Genomic DNA, 22,786 nt, shown 5'->3' on the forward strand with positions numbered 1-22,786 from the left:
ATTCCTTACTGTTACGATGATTCTGCCGCGGACTGTACGGGGAACCGGGCATTCGCCGGGCGTAGGCTTGGCAAAAACCAGCAGGATTAGCCATGCACATCGCCATTCTGACCTTCGACGGCTTCAACGAACTCGATTCCCTGATCGCCTTCGGCATGCTCAGCCGTATCTCCTTGCAGGGCGACAAGGACTGGCGCGTGAGCATCGCCTCGCCGACGCCACGCGTCACGTCGATGAACGGTTTGACCATCGATTCGCACATCGATCTGGCGCAAGCCTGTCAGGCTGACGCGGTGTTGGTGGGCAGTGGCCGCAAGACCCGTGAAGTGGCCGCCGACCCGGCGATCATGGATCAGTTGCGCTTCGACTCAAGCCGGCAGTTACTGGCGGCACAATGTTCCGGCACCTTTCTGCTGGCCAAGCTCGGGCTGCTCGGTGATGCACCGGCGTGTACCGACAACATCAGCAAGCCTTGGGTGCAGGCGGCTGGCGTCAATGTCGTGAATCAGGCGTTCTATGCCAATGGCAATATCGCTACGGCGGGGGGGTGTCTGTCGGCGCAGTATTTGGCGGTGTGGTTTCTGGCTCGGCTCAAGAGCACTGAAGCGGCGCGGGAGGTGTTGCACAATTTCGCGCCGGTGGGTGAGAAGGACGAATATGTGGCTCGGGGGATGGCGCATATTGAGGCGTTTATTTGAGTCATCAGTTGCTCATTCGGACGCCATCGCGAGCAGGCTCGCTCCCACAGGGATTGTGTGAACACTGAAGATCCACTGTGGGAGCGAGCCTGCTCGCGATGACGGCATCACAGTCAACATCAATTCATGTTCATGGCTGACGCCTGAAGCCCCACCCTTTATCCTTGGCACTCCGCCGTACCGAGTTCTGGAGTAAGCCATGCCCCATGAAGGCAACCTGTTGCAAGCCGCTGTCGTTTTTCTGTTCGCGGCGGTGCTCACCGTGCCCTTGGCCAAACGTCTGCAGCTAGGGGCGGTGCTGGGTTATCTGTTTGCCGGGGTGATCATCGGCCCGTCTGTGCTGGGCTTGATCGGCAATCCGCAAAGCGTCAGCCATATTTCCGAACTCGGTGTGGTGTTGCTGCTGTTCATCATCGGCCTGGAATTGTCGCCGCGACGTTTGTGGGTGATGCGCAAATCGGTGTTTGGCGTCGGTCTGGCGCAGGTGCTGCTGACCGGCTCGGTGATCGGCGTGCTGGCGTTATTTGTGTTCGGCCAGTCGTTGAACAGCGCCATCGTGCTCGGCCTTGGCCTGGCGCTGTCGTCCACCGCGTTTGGCCTGCAAAGCCTGGCCGAGCGCAAGGAGCTGACCAGCCCCCATGGACGCTTGGCGTTTGCGATTCTGCTGTTCCAGGACATCGCCGCGATTCCGTTGATTGCCATGGTGCCGCTGCTGGCGGGCGGCGATCACACCACCACGGCGGCCGAGGACTTGAATCACGGTTTACGAGTGTTGGGCAGCATCGCGGTGGTCGTGGTCGGCGGACGGTATCTGCTGCGCCCGGTGTTTCGCGTGGTGGCCAGGACCGGTTTGCCCGAGGTGTCCACCGCCACCGCGTTGCTGGTGGTGATCGGCACGGCGTGGCTGATGGACCTGGTCGGTGTGTCGATGGCGCTCGGGGCGTTCCTCGCCGGGCTGCTGCTGGCGGACTCTGAATACCGTCATGAACTGGAAGCGCAGATCGAACCGTTCAAGGGCCTGCTGCTGGGGCTGTTCTTCATCAGCGTCGGCATGGGCGCCAACCTGAGCCTGCTGCTAAGCGCGCCGATCGCGGTGTTGGGGCTGACCCTGCTGCTGATCGCAATCAAACTGCCGCTGCTGTTTGTGGTGGGCCGATTGGCCGGTGGGTTGGGCAAAGTCAGCGCAATTCGACTCGGTATCGTGCTGGCAGCCGGTGGTGAGTTTGCGTTTGTAGTGTTCAAGATTGGTCGCGACCAAGGTTTGTTTGAGCCGCGTCTGTACGACTTGCTGGTGCTGACCATCACCTTGTCCATGGCCGTCACGCCGCTGTTGCTGCTGCTCTGCGCACGCCTGTATTCGCCGAAGGTGCAGCCCGTGGTGGTGCCGGAGAAATTCCGCGAAATCGACACCGACGCACCGCGCGTGGTGATCGCCGGCATGGGCCGGATGGGACAGATCGTGGCGCGGATTCTGCGGGCGCAGAACATCAAGTTCGTGGCGCTGGACACCTCCGTGGAAACCATCGAGCTGTCCCGCAGCTTCGGCGGCGTGCCGGTGTTCTACGGCGACCCGATGCGCCCGGAAATCCTCAGCGCGGCCAAGGTCGAGCAGGCGGAATACTTTGTCATCGCCACCGATGACCCGGACACCAACATCAAGACCGCCGAGGTGGTGCACAAGCTCTATCCGCACATCAAAATCATCGCCCGGGCACGTAACCGTCAGCACGTGCACCGGTTGGTGGACCTCGGTGCCGAGGCGATTCGGGAAACCTACTACTCGAGTCTCGAAATGAGCCGGCGCACGCTGCTCGGGCTGGGTTTGACCCAGGCGCAGGCCGATGCGCGGATCAAGCGCTTCAAGCACCACGATGAACAGGTGCTGGAGGCTCAGCATGCGGTTTATGACGATGCGGCGAAGGTACTGCAGACCGCCCAGGAAGCCCGGGGGGAATTGGCTCGGTTGTTTGAAGCGGATCAGATGGAGGAGCGGGAAGCTGGTAAGGTTTGAGCCTTGTGGCGGCAGATATGCCGCCATCGCAGGCAAGCCAGCTCCCACAGGGATTTGTGTCGTTCACACAATCCCTGTGGGAGCTGGCTTGCCTGCGATGAACGATAACGCGGTTAGATGTCAGGCCATTTTTTTCAATCCAACCTCCTCCACCGCAAACCGATCCGCCAAAAACGGTGTGATATCCAGCGGTAACGCCTCACCATTCACCAGCTTATCCAGCAACACCCCGGTAATCGCCGAGGTCAAAATCCCCGTGCGGAAATGCCCGCAGGCATTGAGATAACCCTCCACCCCGCTCATCGGCCCGAGAATCGGCAACTCATCCGGCGACCCCGGACGCAGCCCCGCCCACGTCCGTTTGAGGTTAACGTCCGCCAACTCAGGAATACAGCGCACGGCACCCTGCACCAACCCGGCAATTTCCGGGTAGGTGGTGGTCACGTCGAAGCCTTTATCCTCCGTCGTGCTACCAATCAGGATCTCGCCATTGTCCTTCTGCGCCACATAACAATCGCTGGTGGTCAGGCAACCGCGCAGGATTTTCGGCATACGTTCGGTCAGCAGGATTTGCCCCTTGACCGGTCTCACCGGAATCCGGATCCCGGTGGCCTGCTCACTCAAATCCGCCGCCCAGGCACCCGCCGCGTTGATCAGGGTGTTGCAGTGAAACACCCCGGCCTCGGCCGTCTGCACGCCGCTGACGCGGGATCCATGGTGCAAAACCCCGGTGACGTTGGTGTTGAAGTACAGGTCGACGCCGTTCTGCCGCGCGCCTTCGGTGTAGGCGTCGGCCAGCCGAAATGGGCTGACCTGATGGTCGCAGAGAAACTCCAGCGCCCCGCTCGCCTCATGGCTGACACTCGGCTCGGCCTCGCGCAGTGCTGCCTGATCGAGCCAGCGCACCTGATCCGCCAGATGCGGAATGCAGGCGACAATGTGCTCGGCGTAGAGGCGGTCTTCATCGTCGTAGATCACGAATTTCAGGCCGGTCTTTTCGAACTTGAAATCCATTCCGTGGTTGTCTTTCAACTCCTGGTGCAGCGCCGGGTACATCGCGTTGGACTGCAAGGCAAAATCGAAGAACGACTGCGGCAGAATGTGCGGTGTGTTGGAATCCACCACCACCGCCGAACCCTGGGCCTCGCGCTTGCGATTGGCCGACATCATGCGAAAGAAAATCACCCCGCAGCCCAGCCCTACCGACTCGCCGATCGCCCACAGGCCGCCGGCTGAAGCGCGGGTGGCGTTGCCCGGGCGCTTGCAGTCGATCAACGCGACCTTGAGGTTTTTGCGCTTGGACAGCTGATAGGCGCAGGACGCCCCGATCACACCGCCACCGGCGATGACCACGTCATAGAACTTACTCATGATTTGTGGCCTCCATGCCGACGGGGTGGAACGCAGAAAAAGGAATCGGATCAATCGGGAAGCGCGGCCGCAACCAGCCTACGTCCTGCCGCCCCGTGACTTCGCGCAAGCGGTCGGTGCAATAACCGACGCACATCCGCCCCTGACAATCGCCCATGCTCACGCGAGTACGCATTTTCAGGCTGGCCAGGTCTTGCACGCCCTGCTCCAGCGCTCGGTCGATGTCGGCGCGGGTCGCGTGTTCGCAGCGGCAGATTACCGTGTCGGCAGCGGGCAGCGCGGTTTGACCGACGCCGCGTTCGGTGTAGCGGTCGACTGCTGCGCGAAAACGCACGATGGCTTTAAGTTTCGATAAATAGCGGTTTCGCCGTACCAGGGCCAGTTCCGCGTCCAGCACGTCTCGTTGCAACAGGATCGACGTGGCCGCGATCCGTCCCGCGAGCATCGCCGCTTCACCACCGAGAATCCCGCCCATGTCACCGGCCAGGTGCACGTGAGGCTCGCTGCTTTGCTGCCAGACATTGGCGCTGGCCCGCAGGTAACCGTCGTCGCTGTACCCATGGTTCAGGCCCATTTGCTGGCTGAGTTGGGTGCGCGGGATAAAACCGTAGCCGACTGCCAGGGTTTGCGCCGCAATCTGCTCGGCACGGCTCAGGTCCGGCACCCAGGTGCTGGAATACGGCGCCACGGTCACGCCATTCAGCTCACCTTCGCCCTGCGCCGCCACCACGCCCCAGCCGTAATGCATCGGGATACCGTGCAGTTTGAGGAACGCGAGCATGCTCAAGCCATCGAGAAACAGCTGCGGTTTGTTCAGCAGCGACAGGCTTTCCCGAGCGATCTTGCCGAACGCGCATGCCTCATAAACACCCGCGACGGTCACACCGGACGCGTGCAGCTGACAGGCCACCAGCGGCAACAAAGGCCCGGTGCCGGCAATCACCACGGGGCCTTGAGGCTTGACCACGCCGCTCTTGATCTGCAATTGCAGGCCCCCCAGCAGGATCACGCCGGGCAAGGTCCAGCCGGGAAACGGCACGCTACGTTCATGGCAACCGGCCGCGAGCACCAGTTGCGGATACTCGATTTCCTGCAAATGTTCGTCGGCGTCCAGCACCACCAAAGCGCGCGTGCCTTCAGCACCGATCACGCGGTGATTCAGGCGCACCTCGATCAGCGCCGAGTGTGCCTCAAACTCGCCATGCAACCTTGCCAGCACTTCCGAATACCGCGGCCCCAGATAGTCGAGTTGCACGCCATCGCGCAACGGTCCGCGATAGACCACGCCACCCAGCCGCGACGCCTCTTCAAGCAACGTGCAACGCACGCCGTGTCGGGCCAGTTCAATGGCCGCAGCCATTCCCGCCGGCCCACCGCCGACGATCAGTGGAAGCAGGCTCATACGTCCTCCTGCTCAACGATGCGGTTGACTTGGGTTTCGACGGTCATGCCGTCACGTACCACGGTCTGGCAGGCACGACGTTTGTGCCGGCCATTGATTTTCACCAGGCAGCATTGGCACACGCCCATGCCGCAATAGGCACCGCTGATTTGGTCGTGATCGTTACGGGCCACCTGGCGCAGGCCAAGGGATTGAATGACCGAGAGGACGGTTTCGCCGATGGCGGCGCTGACCGCCTGGCCGTTGATGTGCACAGTCATATCCGCGCGCGGCAGCGGCTGGATATCAAACGTTCTGTCTAAGCGAGGCATTGCGATGTTCATCCATGATGAGTTCAGGTGAGGTTCCACAGCTCCTTGCTGCACTACACCTTGCAGGCCAACTGATACGCAAAAAACGAGACGGCCTGCACCGGTACTTCGACAGCGCAACAAGTGCGCGTCAAAGCAATGTAGTCGAAGCCGAAGAAGGAGCTTGGAACTTTTACGGTAGGAGATATTGCGTAAGCGAATATTGATCCAGGCCAGTGAAAGACTCCTAACCCCAACCCGTCGATCAGTTGGAGAACACGTACTCGCCCTTGATCTTTTTCGAGCCAATGAAGCCCAGGTCAGGGAACAACAGATTTTTTATCCACGCGGCAAAAATCACAATGCCCAAGGTGATTGCAACGCCGACCACGGTCATCACCGGGTCTTCTTCATAGCCCTCGAACATCCGCGAGATCTGGCTGACGGTCAGAATCACGTAAATGGTGTAGGCCTGCGCCACGTTCTTGTAGAAGCCCCAAGCAAACGCCAGCGGTACCAATGCCGCAAACAGGGTGAAGAACACCACCGCACCGGGGCCGATCATCGAGCCCAGGAAAAACCCTGTGACCGCACCCAGCAAGGCCTGAATGCACGTCAGCGCGATCAAAATGTTGACCTTGAGTGAGTGTTTCTCTCGCAACGCCGGATCCGGCCTGGCACCGATCCAGTAAGCCAGCACCCGATCCTTGACCGCCCCACCGGTGAACGCCTTGAACGTCTCGGTTTTGGAGCGTCCGGCATCGAGCATGGCCACCAGTTGCCGTTTGATTTCCTTTTTGTCCAACGTACGTCTCCCTTTCTTAAGCCAAATGCAAAATAAGTGTGGGAGTGAGCCTGCTCGCGATAGCGGACTGTCAGTCACCGAAGATGCTGAACTTAAGTCCGCTATCGCGAGCAGGCTCGCTCCCACAAGGGTTCATCTTCGCTTCTTTGGATGCCAGAAAGCAAAAAGCCGCTTCCACCCGAGGCGGAAGCGGCAGAGGCATGAGCCTCAGATAATCAATGCATGAACAGGGCGATCAGGATGATGATCGGGATTGGCACGCCAAGAAAGAACAGCAGTAATGAGCGCATGGTAATTCTCCTGGGTTAGCGAACTGGCAGCGAAGTGGTGGTGACGTAGGCGTCGGATTCCACATACTCCACGGCATCCCGACGACGACCGCCGAAGGTAGCGGCGAGGCTGGCGAAAAACGCACCGATCAGCAGCGCAATGAACATCCACAGCGAAGTCCAGGCAGCGACTTTGGCGGCAGTTTCAGCGGCTTGTTGCGCAGCCAGTTTGGCGTCGGCCACGGCTTTTTGGGTACGGGCGTAGACTTCATCGACACGGCGTTCGGCATCGGCCTGGGTCAGGTTGGTACGTTGAGCAACCATTTGCGCCAAGTAAGTCCGGTCCTCGGCAGCCAGTTGACCGTCGTTGCTCAGGGATCGGACGAAGATGCGGGTCACGGTGCTGCGGGCAGCGTCATCGCTGACGGCAGCCGGACGATCATCGCGGAACAGACTGTCGACGAAGTAGCCATACTGGTCGCTGTTGGCATTGCCAGCAGCAGTGCCAGCGGCTTGAGTCGCGACACTCGCAGCACCGCCGACAACACTCGCTCCGGCTTGTACACCACCGCTGACAATGCTGCTGACCGAGCCGACAACCAGCGTCGCGGTCACCAGCGTTGCCACGCACCAGGCCAAGAAGCCATGGGCCGTGTCACGGAAATACACTTCATCACCGTGCATGTTGGCCCACTTCACCCGCAGGCGACCGGCGATATAGCCACCGAGTCCGGACGCCACAATTTGCGTGACGGCCAGCCACACAATGGTTGAAATGCCCAGGCCCTTGGCACTCACGCCCTCATTGGCCCATGGTGAAACAGCCGAGAAACCCAAACCAAAACCCAGCAGCACCAAAATCAGTGACAACGCCGCCGCCGCAGCGGCGCCGGCGAAGATCGCCCCCCAGGACACACCCGAGAGCGTGGTTGATTCTTCTGCGGCAGGATAGAAACCATCAGAGGATCTATTCATTGTTGTATCGCTCCAGGCAGGAAAGATGGTGTTACAACTCTTCAAAGGAGTGATTGCAGTCAACGTGCCAGTCGCAAAAATTTAATAAATCGTTTTATTTCAAAGGTTTATAAATTTTGAACTTCCTATATCCATGCAAAATGCAAGGAAGTGGCAATTGCAGCGGGTTTTATGCATTGGAAGATAAAAAGCACGCAGCCTCGTTTCACTCGACAGCTGCTACATAGAAATGCGAATCCCCTGTAGCAGCTGCCGAGTGAAACGAGGCTGCGTGCTTTCGATCTTTTCTCTACGTGAAGTTTTATTTAGAAAGTCGGCAAGCATTTATAGGCAAAATGCCCCCACACTCCGCCATGAACTGACTATCAGGCACGCCCTATGACCCGCATCTTGACCATCGAAGACGACGCCGTGACTGCCCGGGAAATCGTCGCCGAACTCAGTAGCCACGGCCTCGACGTCGATTGGGTCAACAATGGCCGCGAAGGCCTGGAGCGTGCTGTCAGCGGCAATTACGACTTGATCACCCTCGACCGCATGTTGCCGGAGCTTGATGGCCTGGCCATTGTCACCACCCTGCGCACCATGGGCGTGGCCACGCCGATCCTGATGATCAGCGCCCTCTCCGATGTGGATGAGCGGGTTCGCGGCTTGCGGGCTGGCGGCGATGATTACCTGACCAAGCCGTTCGCCACCGATGAAATGGCTGCCCGGGTCGAGGTCCTGTTGCGTCGTCAGAACACGGTGACCGCTCAGGCGACGACATTGCGGGTCGCCGATCTTGAGCTGAACCTGATCAGCCACGAAGCCAGCCGCGACGATCAGTTGCTGACGCTATTGCCCACCGAATACAAATTGCTGGAATTCCTGATGCGCAACACCGGGCAGATCCTGTCGCGGATGATGATTTTCGAAGAGGTCTGGGGTTATCACTTCGACCCAGGCACCAACCTGATCGACGTGCACATCGGCCGGCTGCGCAAAAAGATCGACCCGCCTGGCAAAGTCCCACTGATTCGGACCGTGCGAGGCTCGGGTTATGTCATTGCTGAACCCCTCTAACGGCTGGCGCTCTTCCAGCAGCCGCTTGCTCGCGCTCTACAGTTCACTGTTCGTGCTCTGGAGCGGGATCCTGATGGGGGTCATGTACTACGAGGTTTCCGCCTATCTGGACAACCTGGCCAAGCACTCGCTGATGCAGCGTCAGCATCTGTTTTCGCACTTTCAGGGCGAACAATTGACCGATGCCCTCGCCGTCAGCATGACCTTCGACATTCGCGGCATCGACGCCTATGGCCTGTTCGATTCGCAGCAACGCTACCTCAGCGGTGCCCTGCGCCACATGCCCAAAGGCCTGCCGCTGGACGGCAAGATCCACATGCTCGGCGACTGCGCCGAGTCTGACGACCCCAGCCTGCCCGCCGACAGTTGCGACGCGGTCGCGACCCAGACAAAGGACGGGCGCTGGCTGGTGCTGGTTCGCGATAACGGTTCGCTGTTTGCCGTGACCCGAATCATTCTGCACGCGTTGTTCTGGGGCGTGACGCTGACCATCCTGCCCGGTATCGCCGGTTGGCATCTGTTGCGGCGGCGCCCGTTACGGCGGATTCGTGCGATTCAGGCCAGCGCCGAAGCCATCGTCGCCGGAGACCTGACCCGGCGCCTGCCACTGTCGAACCGCCGCGATGAGCTGGACATGCTCGCGGCCATCGTCAACGCCATGCTTGAACGCATCGAACGCCTGATGAACGAGGTCAAGGGTGTGTGCGACAACATCGCCCATGACCTGCGCACGCCGCTGACCCGCTTACGGGCGCAGTTGTACCGAATCCAGCAACAGGCGGACGACGGTTCGACGCTGGCCGTGCAGCTGGACTCCGTACTCGGTGAAGCCGATACCTTGATGGCGCGGTTTCGCGGGTTGCTGCGGATTTCCGAACTGGAGGATCGCCAGCGGCGTTCCGGTTTTGTGCAGCTGGACCCGGTGCCGTTGCTGCAAGAGTTGCACGACTTTTACCTGCCGCTGGCGGAGGAAGGTGAACTGGTGTTCACGCTGCAATTGCCGGAGTCGTTGCCGATGTTGAACGGCGATCGGGCGCTGCTGTTTGAAGCGGTGGCGAACCTGTTGAGCAACTCGATCAAATTTACGCAGCCGGGTGGCGAGGTGATTTTGCGGGGGGCAAATGACGGAGGGCGCACGCGAATCGAAGTGCTCGATTCAGGGCCTGGCATTCCAGAAAGCGAACGTGAAGCGGTGTTCCAGCGCTTTTACCGTGCCGAGGGCGGAAATCAGAAAAGCGGGTTCGGGTTGGGGCTGTCGATCGTCGCGGCGATTGTCAGCCTGCATGGGTTTGCGCTTGAAGTGGGCACCAGTGAACTGGGCGGGGCGCGGTTGGTGCTCGATTGCGGGCAGAGCCTGATTCCACAGACCTGACCCGAATATCCGAGTTGACACTAAACCTGTGGGAGCGGGCTTGCCCGCGATGGCGGCCTGACAGACAAAACACTGTCGCCTGACACTCCGCTATCGCGGGCAAGCCCGCTCCCACAGGGGATCTACTGTGTCTGTCAGGATGGGTAGTTCGCCCGCAGGGCCTCTAGTCCACCCTGATAAATCCCGGTAAACAACTCCTCAACCTCTTGATCACTCACCCCGACCGGCAAAAACCGACCCGACCACGTCACCCGAGCTCCCTGCCCTTGGGCCTCAACCTTGATCGTCGCCAGATAATCAGTCGCCGGAAACGGTGCCTGCAAAATCGAGTAACTGTAAGTCTTCCCGGCGTTATCAAACGTCTCCAGCCGTTCAACCACCACCGCCCCGTCGGACGTTTGCAAACTGCGCACCCGCCCGCCTTCACTCAGTTCGCTTTTCGGGATAAACGGCAGCCAGTCCGGCAGCGTGTCGAAGCCGCCAATCAATTGCCAAACCTTGTCGGCCGAAGCCGGAATGTCGATAAACGCTGATGCACTTGCCATGTAATGTTCTCGCTTAATCAATAAAAGTCAGATCGCCATGCTGTCGACAACACCGCCGTCGACCCGCAAGGCCGCACCCGTCGTGGCCGAAGACAGTGGCGAGGCGATGTAGGCCACCAAGTTGGCGACTTCCTCGACATCCGCCACGCGCTGGATGATCGAGGTCGGCCGCGCCTTGCGCACGAACGCATCGGCTTCTTCCTTGACGCTGCGGCCCGATGCTGCGGTGGCGTCCTTGAGCATCTGTTCCAGGCCATCGGTCAACGTCGGACCCGGCAGGATCGCGTTGACCGTCACGCCCGTGCCCGCCAGCCGTTTGGCCAGACCGTGGGACACCGCGAGGTTGGCGCTTTTGGTCACGCCGTAGTTGAGCATGTCCGCAGGGATGGCGATGCCGGATTCCGAGGACAGGAAAATCACCCGGCCCCAGCCCTGCTTGACCATGTCCGGCACGTAATGCCGGGACAGGCGCACGCCGGAGATCACGTTGACCTCATAGAATCGCGTCCACTCGCTGTCGGGCGTGTCGAAAAAATCGACATCGTTGAAGATCCCGAGGTTGTTCACCAGGATGTCGGCGCGCGGTTCGGCGACGAACAGCTGCTCGGCACCTTCGGCGGTGCCAAGGTCGGCGGTCAGGCCACGCAGTTGCGCGCCCGGCACGCTCTGGCGAATGCTCGCCAGCGCCTGCTCGACCTTGGCCGTCTCACGGCCAATCACCACCACCGTGGCGCCGGCTTCGGCCAGCGTCTTGCTGATGCCCAGGCCAATGCCGGCGGTGCTGCCGCTGACAATCGCCAGTTTTCCAGTCAGATCGATCTTCATGCTCAAACTCCTCAGATTGGCAATGGAGCGCGTTCGCTCACCAGTTTCGCGTCGCGCATCGCCTGCCAGAAAGCTGCGGGAATGACGGCCGACAATGCGGCAACATCTTCAGCAATCCGGTCTGGGCGGCTGGAGCCAGGAATCACCGCCGCCACGGCCGGGTTGGCGAGCGAGAACTGCAACGCAGCGGCTTTGATGTCGACACCGTGGGCGGCAGCGATGCGTTTGATCTGCTCGACTTTGTTGACGATCGCCGGGCTGGCCTTCTGGTATTCGAAGTGCGTGCCGCCGGCCAGAATGCCCGAGCTGTAAGGACCGCCGACCACGATTTCGACGTTCTGCGCCAGGGCCGCGTCCATCAGACGTTGCAAGGCACGGTCGTGGTCGAGAAGAGTGTAGCGACCCGCCAGCAGAAAACCGTCCGGTTGGGCTTCGGTCAGATCAAGGGTCAGTTCGCACGGCTCGACCTTGTTCACGCCAAGGCCCCAACCTTTGATCACACCTTCTTCGCGCAAACGGGTCAGCACTTTGAACGCGCCAGTGCGGGCCTGGTTGAAGTATTCCAGCCACTGATCGCCGTAGAAATCCTGTGCGATGTCATGCACCCAGACGATGTCCAGGCGGTCGGTTTGCAGGCGCTTGAGGCTGTCCTCGATCGAACGCATCGTCGCGTCGGCGCTGTAGTCGTTGACGATCTTGTTCGGGCGGCCGTGCTCGAACACGCCGCTTTTTTCACCCAAGTCGCGGGCGGCGACGTCTTCGACTTCATCCAGGATGACCCGGCCGACTTTGCTGCTCAGCACGTAGTCGTCGCGGTTGTATTTAGCCAACGCGGCGCCCAGGCGAATCTCCGACAGACCCGAACCGTAAAACGGTGCGGTGTCGTAGTAACGCACGCCGGCATCCCAGGCTGCGTGGACGGTGGCCTGCGCTTCGTCTTCAGGGATGGCGCGGAACATGTTGCCCAATGGGGCAGTACCGAAACCCAGCGCGCCGGGCAGTTTGTCTTTCAAGCTCATGATTCAATCCTCGTCAGTTTCAGAGGTCAGCTGAGTGACCGTTGAGCAGATCCTAGATTGCGACGGTCGGACCGTCCAAGACATAATGCGCAGCACTTGAGTCCCCAGAGGTCTGACATGATCGACATCCGCCAATTGCGCTACTTCGTCGCCGTCGCCGAAGAAGAACACGTCGGTCGCGCCGCCGAACGTTTGCATATCTCCCAGTCGCCCCTGAGCCGGCAGATCGCCCAGCTCGAAGAACGCCTGGGCCTGACCCTGTTCGAGCGCAGCCAGCAGCGCATCCGCCTGACCCGCGACGGCCAGACCTTCCTCGCCGAAACCCGCGCCCTGCTGACCCACGCCAACCGCCTCGAATCCCTGGGCAAACGCCTCGGTCGCGGTGAAGAAGGCGGCTTGTGCATCGGCTACATTGAAAACGCCATGCACGCTGGCGTGCTGCCCAACGCCTTGCGGGTACTGCGCGTCGACCGGCCGAACGTGCACGTTGCGCTGTACAACCAGAGCTCCGCCGAACAACTCGAAGGCCTGCGTCAGCGTAGTCTCGATATCGCCCTGGTCAGCGAACCGCCCGTCGCCGACGATCCAGACCTGCTGGGTTTTCAAGTGCTGGACGACCCGATGCTGCTGGCCCTGCCCGAGGACCATCGCCTCGCCCACCAAGCCACACTGACCCCGGCGGACCTCGCTGATCAGGAGTGGATAGGTGTGCAGCACCTCACTAGCCGCGCAGACTTCGTCAGCGCCTGCATCCGCGCCGGCTTCACCCCGGACATCCGCATGGAAGCCACCGGTCCCTTCACTGCAATGGCTCTAGTGGCCTCGGGACTGGGCATCGCGATGATTCAGAAAGGTTTGAGCCGCAACGCACCGCCGGGCGTGGTGCTGCGGGAAGTACCGTGGATTGGCTACACCAGACCGCTGTGGGCGGCGTGGCACCGGATCAATTTGCGGCCGTTGGTGGAGACGTTCAGGAAGGTGCTGACAGAGCCGGGGTCGCAATGATCGTTCCCCGCGTGGGGAACGATCAAACCCTGTGGTGATGACACCTTAATGTGTGAAGTTCACAAAAACCCTGTGGCGAGGGAGCTTGCTCTCGCTCGGCTGCGTAGCAGGCGCCAAGCCATCCAACGCGGTCATCCTGACAGCACGCGGTTGCAGGTTTTGGGGCCGCTGCGCGCCCCAGCGGGAGCAAGCTCCCTCGCCACAGGGTCTGGTGATGCGTTCCTTATCCCGCTCAGCTGTTTAACCATAAAACAGAGCTTGTTTAAGCACCCTCAAAGATACTTCCTGAAAGCTACAAAATCTTGCGCCGTTGCCTACGGCTGCGCCAGAATCCGCCGGCTTGTGCGTCTGAGAGTCGCTCGGTAACTTGATTCCCGTCACTGCTCATCAGTGATCGGGTTTAGTCGCCCGGCTAAGTTAAAGCGGTCGCACGAGCATCGTCAGCAGGTATTCGCCTGTATTTATGGCAGCTGTGCGCAAGGCGTCTTCGGACGCGCCGGATTTTTGCTTTTCCTTACCGGTCGACTAACTTGCGCATGGCTGCCACCCCCTCGTTTAGTCGCGAGATGGTTGCGGCCCCTACTACAAAAGGGAAGCATCTATGTTCAAAGTCACACCTAATCCACCAGGCACCGATCCAGCCTCGCCGTACGAACCCGATTCAAAAAAACTCAACGAAGCCGCCGAGCGCGCCCTCGACTTCCACTTCCCATCGAACGCCGACATCAAAGCCACCCCGCGAACACGAAGCACCCTGTTTTCCGTAGACCCGGAAGCCACGGCCGAAACATTGGCGGTGTATCTCGTCGAGACGCTAGCCTCGGTTGATGTGATGGTCCACCAGTTGGTGGATCACCTGGAGGGTGAATCGCGTTATGCGCTGCTGGGTATTTCCAACAGCATCATGATGGCGGAGATCACGGCGAATCGAGTGCTGGATAAAATTGATTTGCCCAAGTAGGTCGTGGGTAGCTGATGTTGGGCTGTGCAATGGTCCCTTTTTTGGGGCCGTTGCGTAGCTCAGAGGCACCAAAACCTAGAACCACGGTCATTCAGATAAACCGAGTGCCCAGGATTTACGACTGCTTCGCAGCCGAACGGGGCGGTGCGGCGCTCCGACAAGCCCCCTCGCCACAAGTAGTCCCTCATCTCAGGCGGCCTCTCACCACAAGGTTTGATGCTTTACTGAAAAGACCCCAAAACCCTGCGAGCCCCCTCAACATGAACCGCAACGACCTGCGCCGCGTGGACATGAATCTGCTGGTGATTTTCGAAACGTTGATGTTCGAGAAGAACCTGACCCGGGCCGGGGAGAAGCTGTTCCTCGGTCAGCCTGCCGTCAGTGCTTCGTTGGCCAAGTTGCGCGATCTGTTTGACGACCCGTTGCTGGTGCGCAACGGTCGGGTGTTGGAGCCGACCCAGCGGGCCTTGGCGATTCTCAAGGAATTGCAGCCGGCGATGGATACCATTTCCGGCGCGGTCAGCCGGGCCAAGGATTTCGACCCGGCCACCAGCCGCGATGTGTTCCGTATCGGCCTGTCCGACGATGCCGAGTTCGGCTTGTTTCCGCCGCTGCTCAAGCAGATTCGCGAGGAGGCGCAGAACGTCGTGGTGGTGGTGCGTCGGGTGAATTACTTGCTGATGTCGTCGATGCTCGGCTCCGGGGAGATTTCCGTCGGGATCAGCTACACCACCGAGCTGCCGGCCAATGCCAAGCGCAAGAAACTGCGGGATTTGAGCGTGAAGATATTGCGTGGCGATGACCGTCCCGGCCCCCTGACCCTGGATGAATACTGCGCTCGCCCTCACGCGCTGGTGTCGTTTTCCGGGGATTTGACTGGGGCCATCGACAACGATCTGGCGCGCATCGGCCGCTCACGGCGGGTGGTGTTGGCGGTGCCGCAGTTCTCCGGGCTGCGCGCCTTGCTGGCCGGCACCGATATGCTCGCCACGGTGCCGGACTACGCGGCGTGTGCGCTGATCGAAGGCAGCAGCCAGTTGCGTGCCGACGACCCGCCGTTTGACATCGTGCTGTCCGAACTGTCCATGGTCTGGAACGGGGTCAACGATAACGATCCGGCAGAACGTTGGTTGCGCTCGCGAATTGCCCAACACATGTCGGCCGAACTGCCGGTGCTCTGAGCGAGTTGAAATCCGGATCGGTCTCGCGCAAGAAGATCGGCATGTCGGTCATCGGTGGCATGGCCGGAATATCGAAGTACATCTGGATCACCCAGCCACGGTGATAACTGGCGTGATTGACCACGTGCAGCAGCATCGCGCCGGCGCTCATGGTGCCGCTCTCGCCCGAGACAAACGTGAACTCGACGGGTTTATCCAGCGACGTCTCGCTCTGCCGGGCGCTCCACCGGCAATACCAGTGATCGATCTCCTTTTGCGCCATGCGCAAGTCGGCCAGGTCGGGATGCAGCAGGTCGTGTGAGGTTTTGAAGCCGTGCCCTCTGCCTTCGAGGTGAGCCTGCCAGATGCAGTCCACGACGTAGATGTGGTTCAGGGTGCCGATCATGTTTCTGAACACCGACACCCGCTCTTTGTTGACCTCCCCCGGCGGCAATGCGGCCAGGCTGTCAAAGAGGCGCTGATCGGCCCATTGCTTGTAATCGGCAAGCATGCGGGCAGTGCGTACGTTGATCATCACAGTTCTCCCATTACGATGGGCGCACTGGCAAGCATAGCCCTCACAGCGGGCGGCATTGCAAAGGCTGATAACCGGCACTTCGCCACGATGCGTTCGGTGTAGCAGCTGCCGAGCAGCGCGAGGCTGCGTTCGGCTGCGCAGCAGTCGTGAAATCAGGCAATGCAGTGTTTCAGAAAAACCGCGTGCGCAGGATTTACGTCTGCTGCGCAGCCGAACGCAGGCTTCGCCAGCTGCTACGGGTGCGTTACGACTTCGGACGGTGGGTGTCAGCGTATCGCGACCGGGTTGATGTTGACCTGGGTCGAGCCCTTGTACAGCGGCTGTCCGAGGACAAACATGAACTCCCACGCCTTGTCTTTGACCAGCGCGCGGCTGTCGATCAACTCGAGGTTGTAGATGCCGTTCTTGGCCAGCATGAATTGGTTGACCGGGAATTCCTGGCCGTCTTTGGCCGGGTAGATTTCCGAAGCCCAGGTGTCGCCGCCGAACGCGACGATCTGCTTGTCCACCAGCCATTTGGCCGCAGCCATGCCGATGCCCGGTTCCACGGCGAGGAATTTTTCGTTGTCCTTGCCCAGCAGTTCCAGCCAGCCGGTGTTGAACAGCACCACGTCGCCCTTCTGAATGCTGATGCCTTGCAGGTCCAGTGCCTTCTGAATGTCGGCGACGCTGAACTCGGTTTTTTCCGGCACGATGGCGCTGCCGTAGACGGCGGTCATGTCCAGCACCACGCCACGGGTGACGATGGGCGGGACTTTTTCGATGCCGAGCTTCTTCACCCCTTCCACGGTCACGAAGTCGGCGGCACGGTTACCGTTGTAGTAGACGTTGTCGATGCCGATGTGTCCGATCCCGTTGAGCTGGGTGCCGACGCCGGTCCAGCCGACCACCAGCTCATCGTTGAAGGTGAATTTGTTCGGCCCCATGGTGGTGCCGCCCGCCTCGCCTGGCTGGATGTTGGTCAAGTGAAAGCTGCGATGACGGAAGGCCGGCAGGGTTTTGTCGATGGGCACGGCCAGCGGGTAGGTTTTGCCGGTCTTGATCAGTTTCGAGGCGTTGATCACCGACTCGGCGTTGAGCAGGTTCAGCGCACCGATTTCATCGTTGGCGCCGTATTTCGAGGGGTACCATTTTTCGGCATCCGCCGCGTGGGCGGCATTGAGGGTGAACAACAGGGCAAACGGCAGTACCAATCGATTGAGCATGAGCGAGTCCTTGTGAGGTTGCAGTGGACCCAAGGTACGCAGCCCGTCTGTGGCGAAACAGACAAGGATGGGCAATACAATTGTTCTGGATTGTCACGAGTGACACTTGTAGGAGTGAGCCTGCCTGCAATGACGGCGGCACATTCAAGAGTTGCGCTGTCAGAGATAGACCTATCGCCAGCAGGCTAGCTCCCACACTGGATGGGCGTCACTCCAGGTTTTTTTGACCATCGCTGAACCCCTGTGGGAGTGAGCCTGCTCGCGATGACGGCGGCACATTCAACAGATGAGCTGGCAGGCAGACCGCTATCGCCAGCAGGCTAGCTCCCACACTCGATGGGCGGCACTCCTGGTTTATGTGACCACCGCTGAACCCCTGTGGGAGTGAGCCTGCTCGCGATAGCGGTGGGTCATTCAGCACCGACGTGGCTGACAGACCGCTATCGCGAGCAAGCTCACTCCTACAGGGAATGTGGTAAGCCGACTGGTATTCATGGGACTGGCGGCCACTTCGTCGCTTGAAGGTTGAACTCTGCCGGCAGCAATGACATAAACCCCGGAAATCCAGCCGCTTGAACCGGCGTCGCTGACACAGAAGCCCATGAACGACATAACCCGAACACCTCAGCCCGATCAGCCGCGCTCTATCGTGTTCGTCGCGTTCCCGGAGATGGGCCTGCTGGATCTGACCGGGGCGCAAACCGTGTTCTGGGCGGCTTCCAAAGCCATGGCCGAGCGCAGTTTGCCGGGTTACATCCGGCACACCGCCAGCCTCACTGGCGGGTTGATTCAGACCGCGGAAGGTCTGTCGGTAGACACGTTGCGATTGAGCGACTTCGACGAGCATTCGATCGATACCCTGATCGTCCCCGGCGCGCCGGATATTCGTCATGCAATGAGCAGTTCCCAGGCGTTGGTCGCCTGGCTGAAATCGGCAGCGGTCAACGTCAAGCGTACCGCCTCGGTGTGCAGCGGCGCCTTCCTGCTGGCGCAAGCCGGTTTGCTCGACGGCCGTCGCGCAGCGACTCACTGGGCCATGTGCGACATGCTCAAGCGGGGATTCCCGTCGATTGAAGTCGATAGCGATGCGATCTTCATCCAGCAAGGTTCGGTGTGGACATCGGCGGGTGTCAGCGCCGGAATCGACTTGGCGCTGGCGATGGTGGAAGCCGACTGCGGCCGTGAAGTGGCGCTGGAGGTAGCTCGGGAACTGGTGGTGTTTCTCAAGCGTCCCGGCGGCCAGGCCCAGTACAGCCAATTGCTGCAATCGCAGACCGAGGACGGTGCCGCCTTCGACGATTTGCACCTGTGGATCGCGCAAAACCTGAGCAGCGAAAAGCTCACCGTCGAAGCGCTGGCAGAAAAGATGCAAATGAGCCCGCGAAATTTTGCCCGGGTCTACAAACTCAAGACTGGCCGCACCCCGGCCAAATCGGTGGAAGTGCTGCGACTGGAAGCCGCCCGACGCCTGCTGGAAGAATCCGAGCGCAACATTGATCAAATTGCCCGGCAATGCGGGTTTGGTGATGAAGAGCGCATGCGCTTTACCTTTCAGCGCAACCTTGGCATCTCGCCAAGGGATTATCGCAATCGATTCTCCCGTTAATCACGGAGCATGCAACTAACTGTCATTTAGCTGAACCCGTTTCAACTTCAATATGAAGATTTGAAGTTTTTCCATTCAATTCGGTATTTAGCGGACATTGAAGGTTGACTTCACCCACCTCCCTGAGTAAATTGCCCGGGCCTTCGAAGAAGGCCTTTTTTCAACTCACAAAAGAATCCAATGGACACAGTATCTAGTCGCTGTCGGGACACTGCGAATTCGCGGAACCTGGCACATAACCCAGTAAATGACGGGACTCGACTTTTCGGTCGGGTGAGCTGCGCTAGAGCTTGATGCTCCACCGTAACTTGCCTCACCGGCGTCCGTCCGGTCCAGAGGCATGTTATGAACTTCAAAACCACCGTAATGCCGGGCGTACGCGCCTTTGCATCGACCATGCGGGTCAAGCTGTGCCGTGAGCGTCTATTGACGACTCGGGTCAGCGCCCCGTTTTCCACCCCTTCTTCCCCTGCCAAGGCACACCCTCGTGCCAACTGGCGCGTCTGCCCGATGACGGGCCGGCTTCAGCAACGCTGGAGCTTCGACGACAGCCAGGAACCACCGAGTCGGCGCATCGCGCGAATGTTCGGCCTGACCCTCGGGGCCTGCACTTTCAGCTGATCTGAAGGCACTTCAAAGTCCTTCCATCGACGTCTTCCTTAATACGGAATTCGGCAACTTCCTGTTGCCTGTTAAAACATAAAGTTGTTGGAGTTAGTTATGGACGAAGCCAGTAGACGGTTCGCTGCGCATCAACTTTTCGTTGATACGCAGCGAACGTTAAAACACAAGAAAACAACACTTTCGAAATTGATCGCCTGTTTGCGACTCGACATACATTCGCTCGCCTATGAATAGATGAGTGGGCTGTGTGTCGTGCCGCAAGTCGGCGGCAGGAGCACACACAATGACGACTGTAAAAACTCCGGATACTCGCGCCAAAGGCGCCAGCAGCGACAACGCCAAACTGTCGATGCGCGCCGCCCGGGAAGCGCAAAACGGCCTGGCCGTGACCCTCGCCAATCTCAACGCCACCCCTGACGGTTTGACCGAACTCGAGGCCGAAGGCCGGCTGGCGCGTGCAGGCTTCAACGAAGTCGCCCACGACAAGCCGCCTCACGCCATCGTCCAACTGCTCAAAGCCCTGAACAATCCCTTCATCTATGTCCTGCTGACCCTGGCCGGCATCAGTTTCTTCACCGACTACTGGCTGCCGATCAGCCAGGGCGAAGGCGACGATGCGGACCTGACCAAGGTCATCATTATCATGACCATGGTCACCCTGAGCAGCCTGCTGCGGTTCTGGCAGGAATACCGCTCGGCCAAATCCGCCGAAGCCCTCAAAGCCATGGTGCGCACCACGGCGACCGTGTTGCGGCGCGGACAAAACGGCAACAGCCCGGTGCTGCGCGAAGTGCCGATGCGCGAACTGGTGGCCGGCGACATCGTGCAGCTCAGCGCCGGCGACATGATCCCGGCGGACATCCGCCTGATCGAATCCCGCGACCTGTTCATCAGCCAAGCGGTGTTGACCGGCGAAGCCTTGCCCGTCGAGAAGTACGACACCCTGGGCGACGTTGCGCAGAAGTCGGCGACCTGCAACGCAGCCGATCAATCCAACCTGCTGGACCTGCCAAACATCTGCTTTATGGGCACCAACGTGGTCAGCGGCACCGCCAAAGCGGTGGTGGTCGCGACCGGCCCGCGCACCTATTTCGGTTCGCTGGCCAAAGCCATTGTCGGCTCGCGGGTGCAAACGGCATTTGACCGTGGGGTGAACAGCGTCAGCTGGTTGCTGATCCGCTTCATGCTGGTCATGGTGCCGATCGTGTTCCTGCTCAACGGTTTCTCCAAAGGCGACTGGAGCGACGCGTTCCTGTTTGCCCTGGCGGTGGCGGTCGGCCTGACCCCGGAAATGCTGCCGATGATTGTCAGCGCCAACCTGGCCAAGGGCGCGATGGCCATGGCCAAGCGCAAAGTGGTGGTCAAGCGCCTCAATGCAATCCAGAACTTCGGTTCGATGGACGTGCTGTGCACCGACAAGACCGGCACCCTGACCCAGGACAAGATCATTCTTGAGCACCACGTCGACAGCAACGGCCGGCGCGACGACACGATCCTCGAACTGGCGTGGCTCAACAGCCATCACCAGAGCGGTCTGAAAAACCTGATGGACCAGGCCGTGGTGCAGTTCGCCAATAGCAATCCAAAATTTCGCGTGCCCTTTGCCTACAGCAAAGTCGATGAGTTGCCGTTCGACTTCGTCCGTCGGCGCCTGTCGATCATCGTCAAGGACAGCCGCGACGATCACTTGATGGTGTGCAAAGGCGCGGTCGAGGAAATGCTGACCATCGCCAGCCACATTCATGAAAACGGCACGGTCGTGGCACTCGATGAGCAGCGCCGCAAAGACCTGCTGGCCCTGGCCAACGAGTACAACGAGGACGGTTTCCGGGTACTGCTGGTCGCCACCCGCGACATTCCGAAAGCGCAAAGCAAAAACCAGTACAACACCGCGGATGAACGCGAACTGGTGATCCGTGGCTTCCTGACCTTTCTCGATCCACCGAAGGAAACCGCGGGCCCGGCGATTGCCGCGCTGCGCGACATGGGCGTGACCGTCAAGGTGCTGACCGGCGACAACGCCGTGGTGACCTGCAAGATCTGCCGCGAAGTCGGGCTGGAGCCCGGCACGCCGCTGCTCGGGCAAGACATCGAGAACATGGACGACACCACGCTCAAGCTGCGGGTTGAAGAACGCACGGTGTTCGCCAAGCTGACGCCGCTGCAAAAATCCCGGGTGCTCAAGGCTCTCCAGGCCAACGGGCACACCGTGGGTTTCCTTGGCGATGGCATCAACGACGCCCCTGCCCTGCGCGATGCCGATGTCGGCATTTCCGTGGACAGCGGCACCGACATTGCCAAGGAATCGGCCGACATCATTCTGCTGGAAAAGAGCCTGATGGTGCTGGAGGAAGGCGTGCTCAAGGGCCGCGAAACCTTCGGCAATATCATGAAGTACCTGAACATGACCGCCAGCTCCAACTTCGGCAACGTGTTCTCGGTGCTGGTGGCCAGTGCCTTCATTCCGTTCCTGCCGATGCTGTCGATTCACCTGCTGCTGCAAAACCTCATGTACGACATCTCTCAGCTGTCGCTGCCGTGGGACAAGATGGACAAGGAGTTCCTGCGCAAACCACGCAAGTGGGATGCGAAAAACATCGGGCGTTTCATGTTGTGGATCGGGCCGACCTCGTCCGTCTTCGACATCACCACTTTTGCCCTGATGTGGTACGTGTTCGCCGCCAACAGCGTGGAAATGCAGAGCCTGTTCCAGTCCGGCTGGTTCATCGAAGGGCTGCTGTCGCAGACGTTGGTGGTGCATATGTTGCGCACCCAGAAGATCCCGTTCTTCCAGAGCACGGCGGCGTTGCCAGTGATTTTGATGACTGGGTTGGTGATGGCGTTGGGGATCTACATTCCGTTCTCGCCACTGGGCACGCTGGTCGGCCTGCAACCGCTGCCGTGGGCGTACTTCCCTTGGCTGGTGGGCACCTTGCTCAGCTACTGCGTGTTCGCGCAGGTCATGAAGACGATCTACATCCGCCGCTTCAAGCAGTGGTTCTGAGGGCCTGAGCCCCTGAAGCACGGGGACAAACCCAAATAT

General features: G+C 60.0%; 20 protein-coding genes. 10 read left to right on the top strand and 10 right to left on the bottom strand.

The genetic code is table 11. From position 1 onward, the window contains the following. Positions 1–92: 92 nt before the first annotated feature. A complete protein-coding gene (locus tag ACYZT8_RS16430; protein ID WP_461974219.1) occupies positions 93–698 on the top strand; it encodes a DJ-1/PfpI family protein in 606 nt (201 codons plus the stop codon). A 199-nt stretch (positions 699–897) separates the two neighbouring features. Continuing rightward, the gene (locus tag ACYZT8_RS16435) at positions 898–2,709 is read left to right on the top strand and encodes a monovalent cation:proton antiporter-2 (CPA2) family protein (RefSeq protein WP_461974220.1); all 1,812 of its coding nucleotides are present in this window, start codon (positions 898–900) and stop codon (positions 2,707–2,709) included. 120 nt (positions 2,710–2,829) lie between these two features. Here ACYZT8_RS16435 and hcnC read toward each other — a convergent pair whose 3' ends face one another. From hcnC to ACYZT8_RS16460, 5 genes are all read right to left on the bottom strand, one after another. Next, the gene (gene hcnC, locus ACYZT8_RS16440; protein WP_461974222.1) at positions 2,830–4,080 is read right to left on the bottom strand and encodes a cyanide-forming glycine dehydrogenase subunit HcnC; all 1,251 of its coding nucleotides are present in this window, start codon (positions 4,078–4,080) and stop codon (positions 2,830–2,832) included. Beyond that, on the bottom strand, positions 4,073–5,482 hold the full coding sequence (hcnB, locus tag ACYZT8_RS16445; RefSeq protein WP_461974224.1) for a cyanide-forming glycine dehydrogenase subunit HcnB: 1,410 nt from the start codon (positions 5,480–5,482) through the stop codon (positions 4,073–4,075). Before hcnB ends, hcnC begins: the two co-directional genes overlap by 8 nt. Continuing rightward, positions 5,479–5,793 (bottom strand): cyanide-forming glycine dehydrogenase subunit HcnA, encoded by a 315-nt coding sequence (hcnA, locus tag ACYZT8_RS16450; protein ID WP_461974226.1) that lies wholly within the window; start codon positions 5,791–5,793, stop codon positions 5,479–5,481. Before hcnA ends, hcnB begins: the two co-directional genes overlap by 4 nt. A gap of 244 nt (positions 5,794–6,037) precedes the next feature. Next, positions 6,038–6,577 carry a hypothetical protein gene (locus ACYZT8_RS16455; protein ID WP_461974228.1) on the bottom strand — a complete coding sequence of 180 codons (540 nt, stop codon included), beginning with the start codon at positions 6,575–6,577 and terminating at the stop codon, positions 6,038–6,040. A 305-nt stretch (positions 6,578–6,882) separates the two neighbouring features. Further along, complete coding sequence (locus tag ACYZT8_RS16460) at positions 6,883–7,821, bottom strand: hypothetical protein (protein WP_461974230.1); 939 nt, start codon at positions 7,819–7,821, stop codon at positions 6,883–6,885. A 378-nt stretch (positions 7,822–8,199) separates the two neighbouring features. Here ACYZT8_RS16460 and ACYZT8_RS16465 point away from each other — a divergent pair, with 378 nt between their 5' ends. Together ACYZT8_RS16465 and ACYZT8_RS16470 are read left to right on the top strand one after the other, a co-directional pair. Then, positions 8,200–8,883: a response regulator transcription factor gene (locus ACYZT8_RS16465; RefSeq protein WP_010455216.1), complete on the top strand. Its 684-nt coding sequence runs from the start codon at positions 8,200–8,202 to the stop codon at positions 8,881–8,883. After that, complete coding sequence (locus ACYZT8_RS16470; RefSeq protein ID WP_461974233.1) at positions 8,861–10,255, top strand: sensor histidine kinase; 1,395 nt, start codon at positions 8,861–8,863, stop codon at positions 10,253–10,255. The genes ACYZT8_RS16465 and ACYZT8_RS16470 overlap by 23 nt, the downstream gene beginning before the upstream one ends. Positions 10,256–10,389: 134 nt before the next feature. Here the strand turns inward: ACYZT8_RS16470 and ACYZT8_RS16475 are convergent, their stop codons facing one another. From ACYZT8_RS16475 to ACYZT8_RS16485, 3 genes are read right to left on the bottom strand one after another with little or no spacing between them, the layout of a single operon-like run. Beyond that, entirely contained in the window at positions 10,390–10,800 is a 411-nt protein-coding gene (locus ACYZT8_RS16475; protein ID WP_461974235.1) for an SRPBCC family protein, read from the bottom strand. Positions 10,801–10,827: 27 nt separating this feature from the next. Further along, positions 10,828–11,625 (bottom strand): SDR family NAD(P)-dependent oxidoreductase, encoded by a 798-nt coding sequence (locus ACYZT8_RS16480; RefSeq protein ID WP_461974237.1) that lies wholly within the window; start codon positions 11,623–11,625, stop codon positions 10,828–10,830. 11 nt (positions 11,626–11,636) lie between these two features. Beyond that, a complete protein-coding gene (locus ACYZT8_RS16485; protein ID WP_461974239.1) occupies positions 11,637–12,644 on the bottom strand; it encodes an aldo/keto reductase in 1,008 nt (335 codons plus the stop codon). Between the two features lie 117 nt (positions 12,645–12,761). Between ACYZT8_RS16485 and ACYZT8_RS16490 the strand changes: the two genes are divergently transcribed. From ACYZT8_RS16490 to ACYZT8_RS16500, 3 genes are all read left to right on the top strand, one after another. Then, entirely contained in the window at positions 12,762–13,649 is an 888-nt protein-coding gene (locus ACYZT8_RS16490) for a LysR substrate-binding domain-containing protein (protein WP_461974241.1), read from the top strand. 601 nt (positions 13,650–14,250) lie between these two features. Then, on the top strand, positions 14,251–14,610 hold the full coding sequence (locus tag ACYZT8_RS16495; RefSeq protein WP_461954462.1) for a DUF6124 family protein: 360 nt from the start codon (positions 14,251–14,253) through the stop codon (positions 14,608–14,610). Positions 14,611–14,870: 260 nt separating this feature from the next. Further along, positions 14,871–15,791 (top strand): LysR substrate-binding domain-containing protein, encoded by a 921-nt coding sequence (locus tag ACYZT8_RS16500; RefSeq protein ID WP_461974243.1) that lies wholly within the window; start codon positions 14,871–14,873, stop codon positions 15,789–15,791. On the opposite strand, the gene ACYZT8_RS16505 is transcribed toward ACYZT8_RS16500, so the two are convergent. Together ACYZT8_RS16505 and ACYZT8_RS16510 are read right to left on the bottom strand one after the other, a co-directional pair. Next, positions 15,712–16,305 (bottom strand): DinB family protein, encoded by a 594-nt coding sequence (locus tag ACYZT8_RS16505; RefSeq protein WP_461974245.1) that lies wholly within the window; start codon positions 16,303–16,305, stop codon positions 15,712–15,714. The genes ACYZT8_RS16500 and ACYZT8_RS16505 overlap by 80 nt on opposite strands. 269 nt (positions 16,306–16,574) lie before the next feature. After that, positions 16,575–17,513, bottom strand: a complete 939-nt coding sequence (locus ACYZT8_RS16510; protein WP_461974247.1) for a cyclase family protein — start codon at positions 17,511–17,513, stop codon at positions 16,575–16,577. Between the two features lie 601 nt (positions 17,514–18,114). On the opposite strand from ACYZT8_RS16510, the gene ACYZT8_RS16515 reads away from it, so the two are divergent. From ACYZT8_RS16515 to mgtA, 3 genes are all read left to right on the top strand, one after another. Then, positions 18,115–19,119: a GlxA family transcriptional regulator gene (locus tag ACYZT8_RS16515; RefSeq protein WP_461974249.1), complete on the top strand. Its 1,005-nt coding sequence runs from the start codon at positions 18,115–18,117 to the stop codon at positions 19,117–19,119. Positions 19,120–19,464: 345 nt separating this feature from the next. Then, positions 19,465–19,740, top strand: a complete 276-nt coding sequence (locus tag ACYZT8_RS16520) for a hypothetical protein (protein WP_461974251.1) — start codon at positions 19,465–19,467, stop codon at positions 19,738–19,740. A gap of 286 nt (positions 19,741–20,026) precedes the next feature. Beyond that, entirely contained in the window at positions 20,027–22,747 is a 2,721-nt protein-coding gene (gene mgtA, locus ACYZT8_RS16525) for a magnesium-translocating P-type ATPase (RefSeq protein WP_461974252.1), read from the top strand. Positions 22,748–22,786: the final 39 nt, after the last annotated feature.

The organism is Pseudomonas sp. LB3P93, assembly GCF_054898025.1.

Bases quoted from the DNA above. Each gene is read 5' to 3' on its own strand.
- ACYZT8_RS16430 (WP_461974219.1), top strand. From the start codon at position 93: ATGCACATCGCCATTCTGACCTTCGACGGCTTCAACGAACTCGATTCC.
- ACYZT8_RS16435 (WP_461974220.1), top strand. From the start codon at position 898: ATGCCCCATGAAGGCAACCTGTTGCAAGCCGCTGTCGTTTTTCTGTTC.
- hcnC (WP_461974222.1), bottom strand. From the start codon at position 4,080: ATGAGTAAGTTCTATGACGTGGTCATCGCCGGTGGCGGTGTGATCGGG.
- hcnB (WP_461974224.1), bottom strand. From the start codon at position 5,482: ATGAGCCTGCTTCCACTGATCGTCGGCGGTGGGCCGGCGGGAATGGCT.
- hcnA (WP_461974226.1), bottom strand. From the start codon at position 5,793: ATGCCTCGCTTAGACAGAACGTTTGATATCCAGCCGCTGCCGCGCGCG.
- ACYZT8_RS16460 (WP_461974230.1), bottom strand. From the start codon at position 7,821: ATGAATAGATCCTCTGATGGTTTCTATCCTGCCGCAGAAGAATCAACC.
- ACYZT8_RS16465 (WP_010455216.1), top strand. From the start codon at position 8,200: ATGACCCGCATCTTGACCATCGAAGACGACGCCGTGACTGCCCGGGAA.
- ACYZT8_RS16470 (WP_461974233.1), top strand. From the start codon at position 8,861: ATGTCATTGCTGAACCCCTCTAACGGCTGGCGCTCTTCCAGCAGCCGC.
- ACYZT8_RS16475 (WP_461974235.1), bottom strand. From the start codon at position 10,800: ATGGCAAGTGCATCAGCGTTTATCGACATTCCGGCTTCGGCCGACAAG.
- ACYZT8_RS16480 (WP_461974237.1), bottom strand. From the start codon at position 11,625: ATGAAGATCGATCTGACTGGAAAACTGGCGATTGTCAGCGGCAGCACC.
- ACYZT8_RS16485 (WP_461974239.1), bottom strand. From the start codon at position 12,644: ATGAGCTTGAAAGACAAACTGCCCGGCGCGCTGGGTTTCGGTACTGCC.
- ACYZT8_RS16490 (WP_461974241.1), top strand. From the start codon at position 12,762: ATGATCGACATCCGCCAATTGCGCTACTTCGTCGCCGTCGCCGAAGAA.
- ACYZT8_RS16495 (WP_461954462.1), top strand. From the start codon at position 14,251: ATGTTCAAAGTCACACCTAATCCACCAGGCACCGATCCAGCCTCGCCG.
- ACYZT8_RS16500 (WP_461974243.1), top strand. From the start codon at position 14,871: ATGAACCGCAACGACCTGCGCCGCGTGGACATGAATCTGCTGGTGATT.
- ACYZT8_RS16505 (WP_461974245.1), bottom strand. From the start codon at position 16,305: ATGATCAACGTACGCACTGCCCGCATGCTTGCCGATTACAAGCAATGG.
- ACYZT8_RS16510 (WP_461974247.1), bottom strand. From the start codon at position 17,513: ATGCTCAATCGATTGGTACTGCCGTTTGCCCTGTTGTTCACCCTCAAT.
- ACYZT8_RS16515 (WP_461974249.1), top strand. From the start codon at position 18,115: ATGAACGACATAACCCGAACACCTCAGCCCGATCAGCCGCGCTCTATC.
- ACYZT8_RS16520 (WP_461974251.1), top strand. From the start codon at position 19,465: ATGAACTTCAAAACCACCGTAATGCCGGGCGTACGCGCCTTTGCATCG.
- mgtA (WP_461974252.1), top strand. From the start codon at position 20,027: ATGACGACTGTAAAAACTCCGGATACTCGCGCCAAAGGCGCCAGCAGC.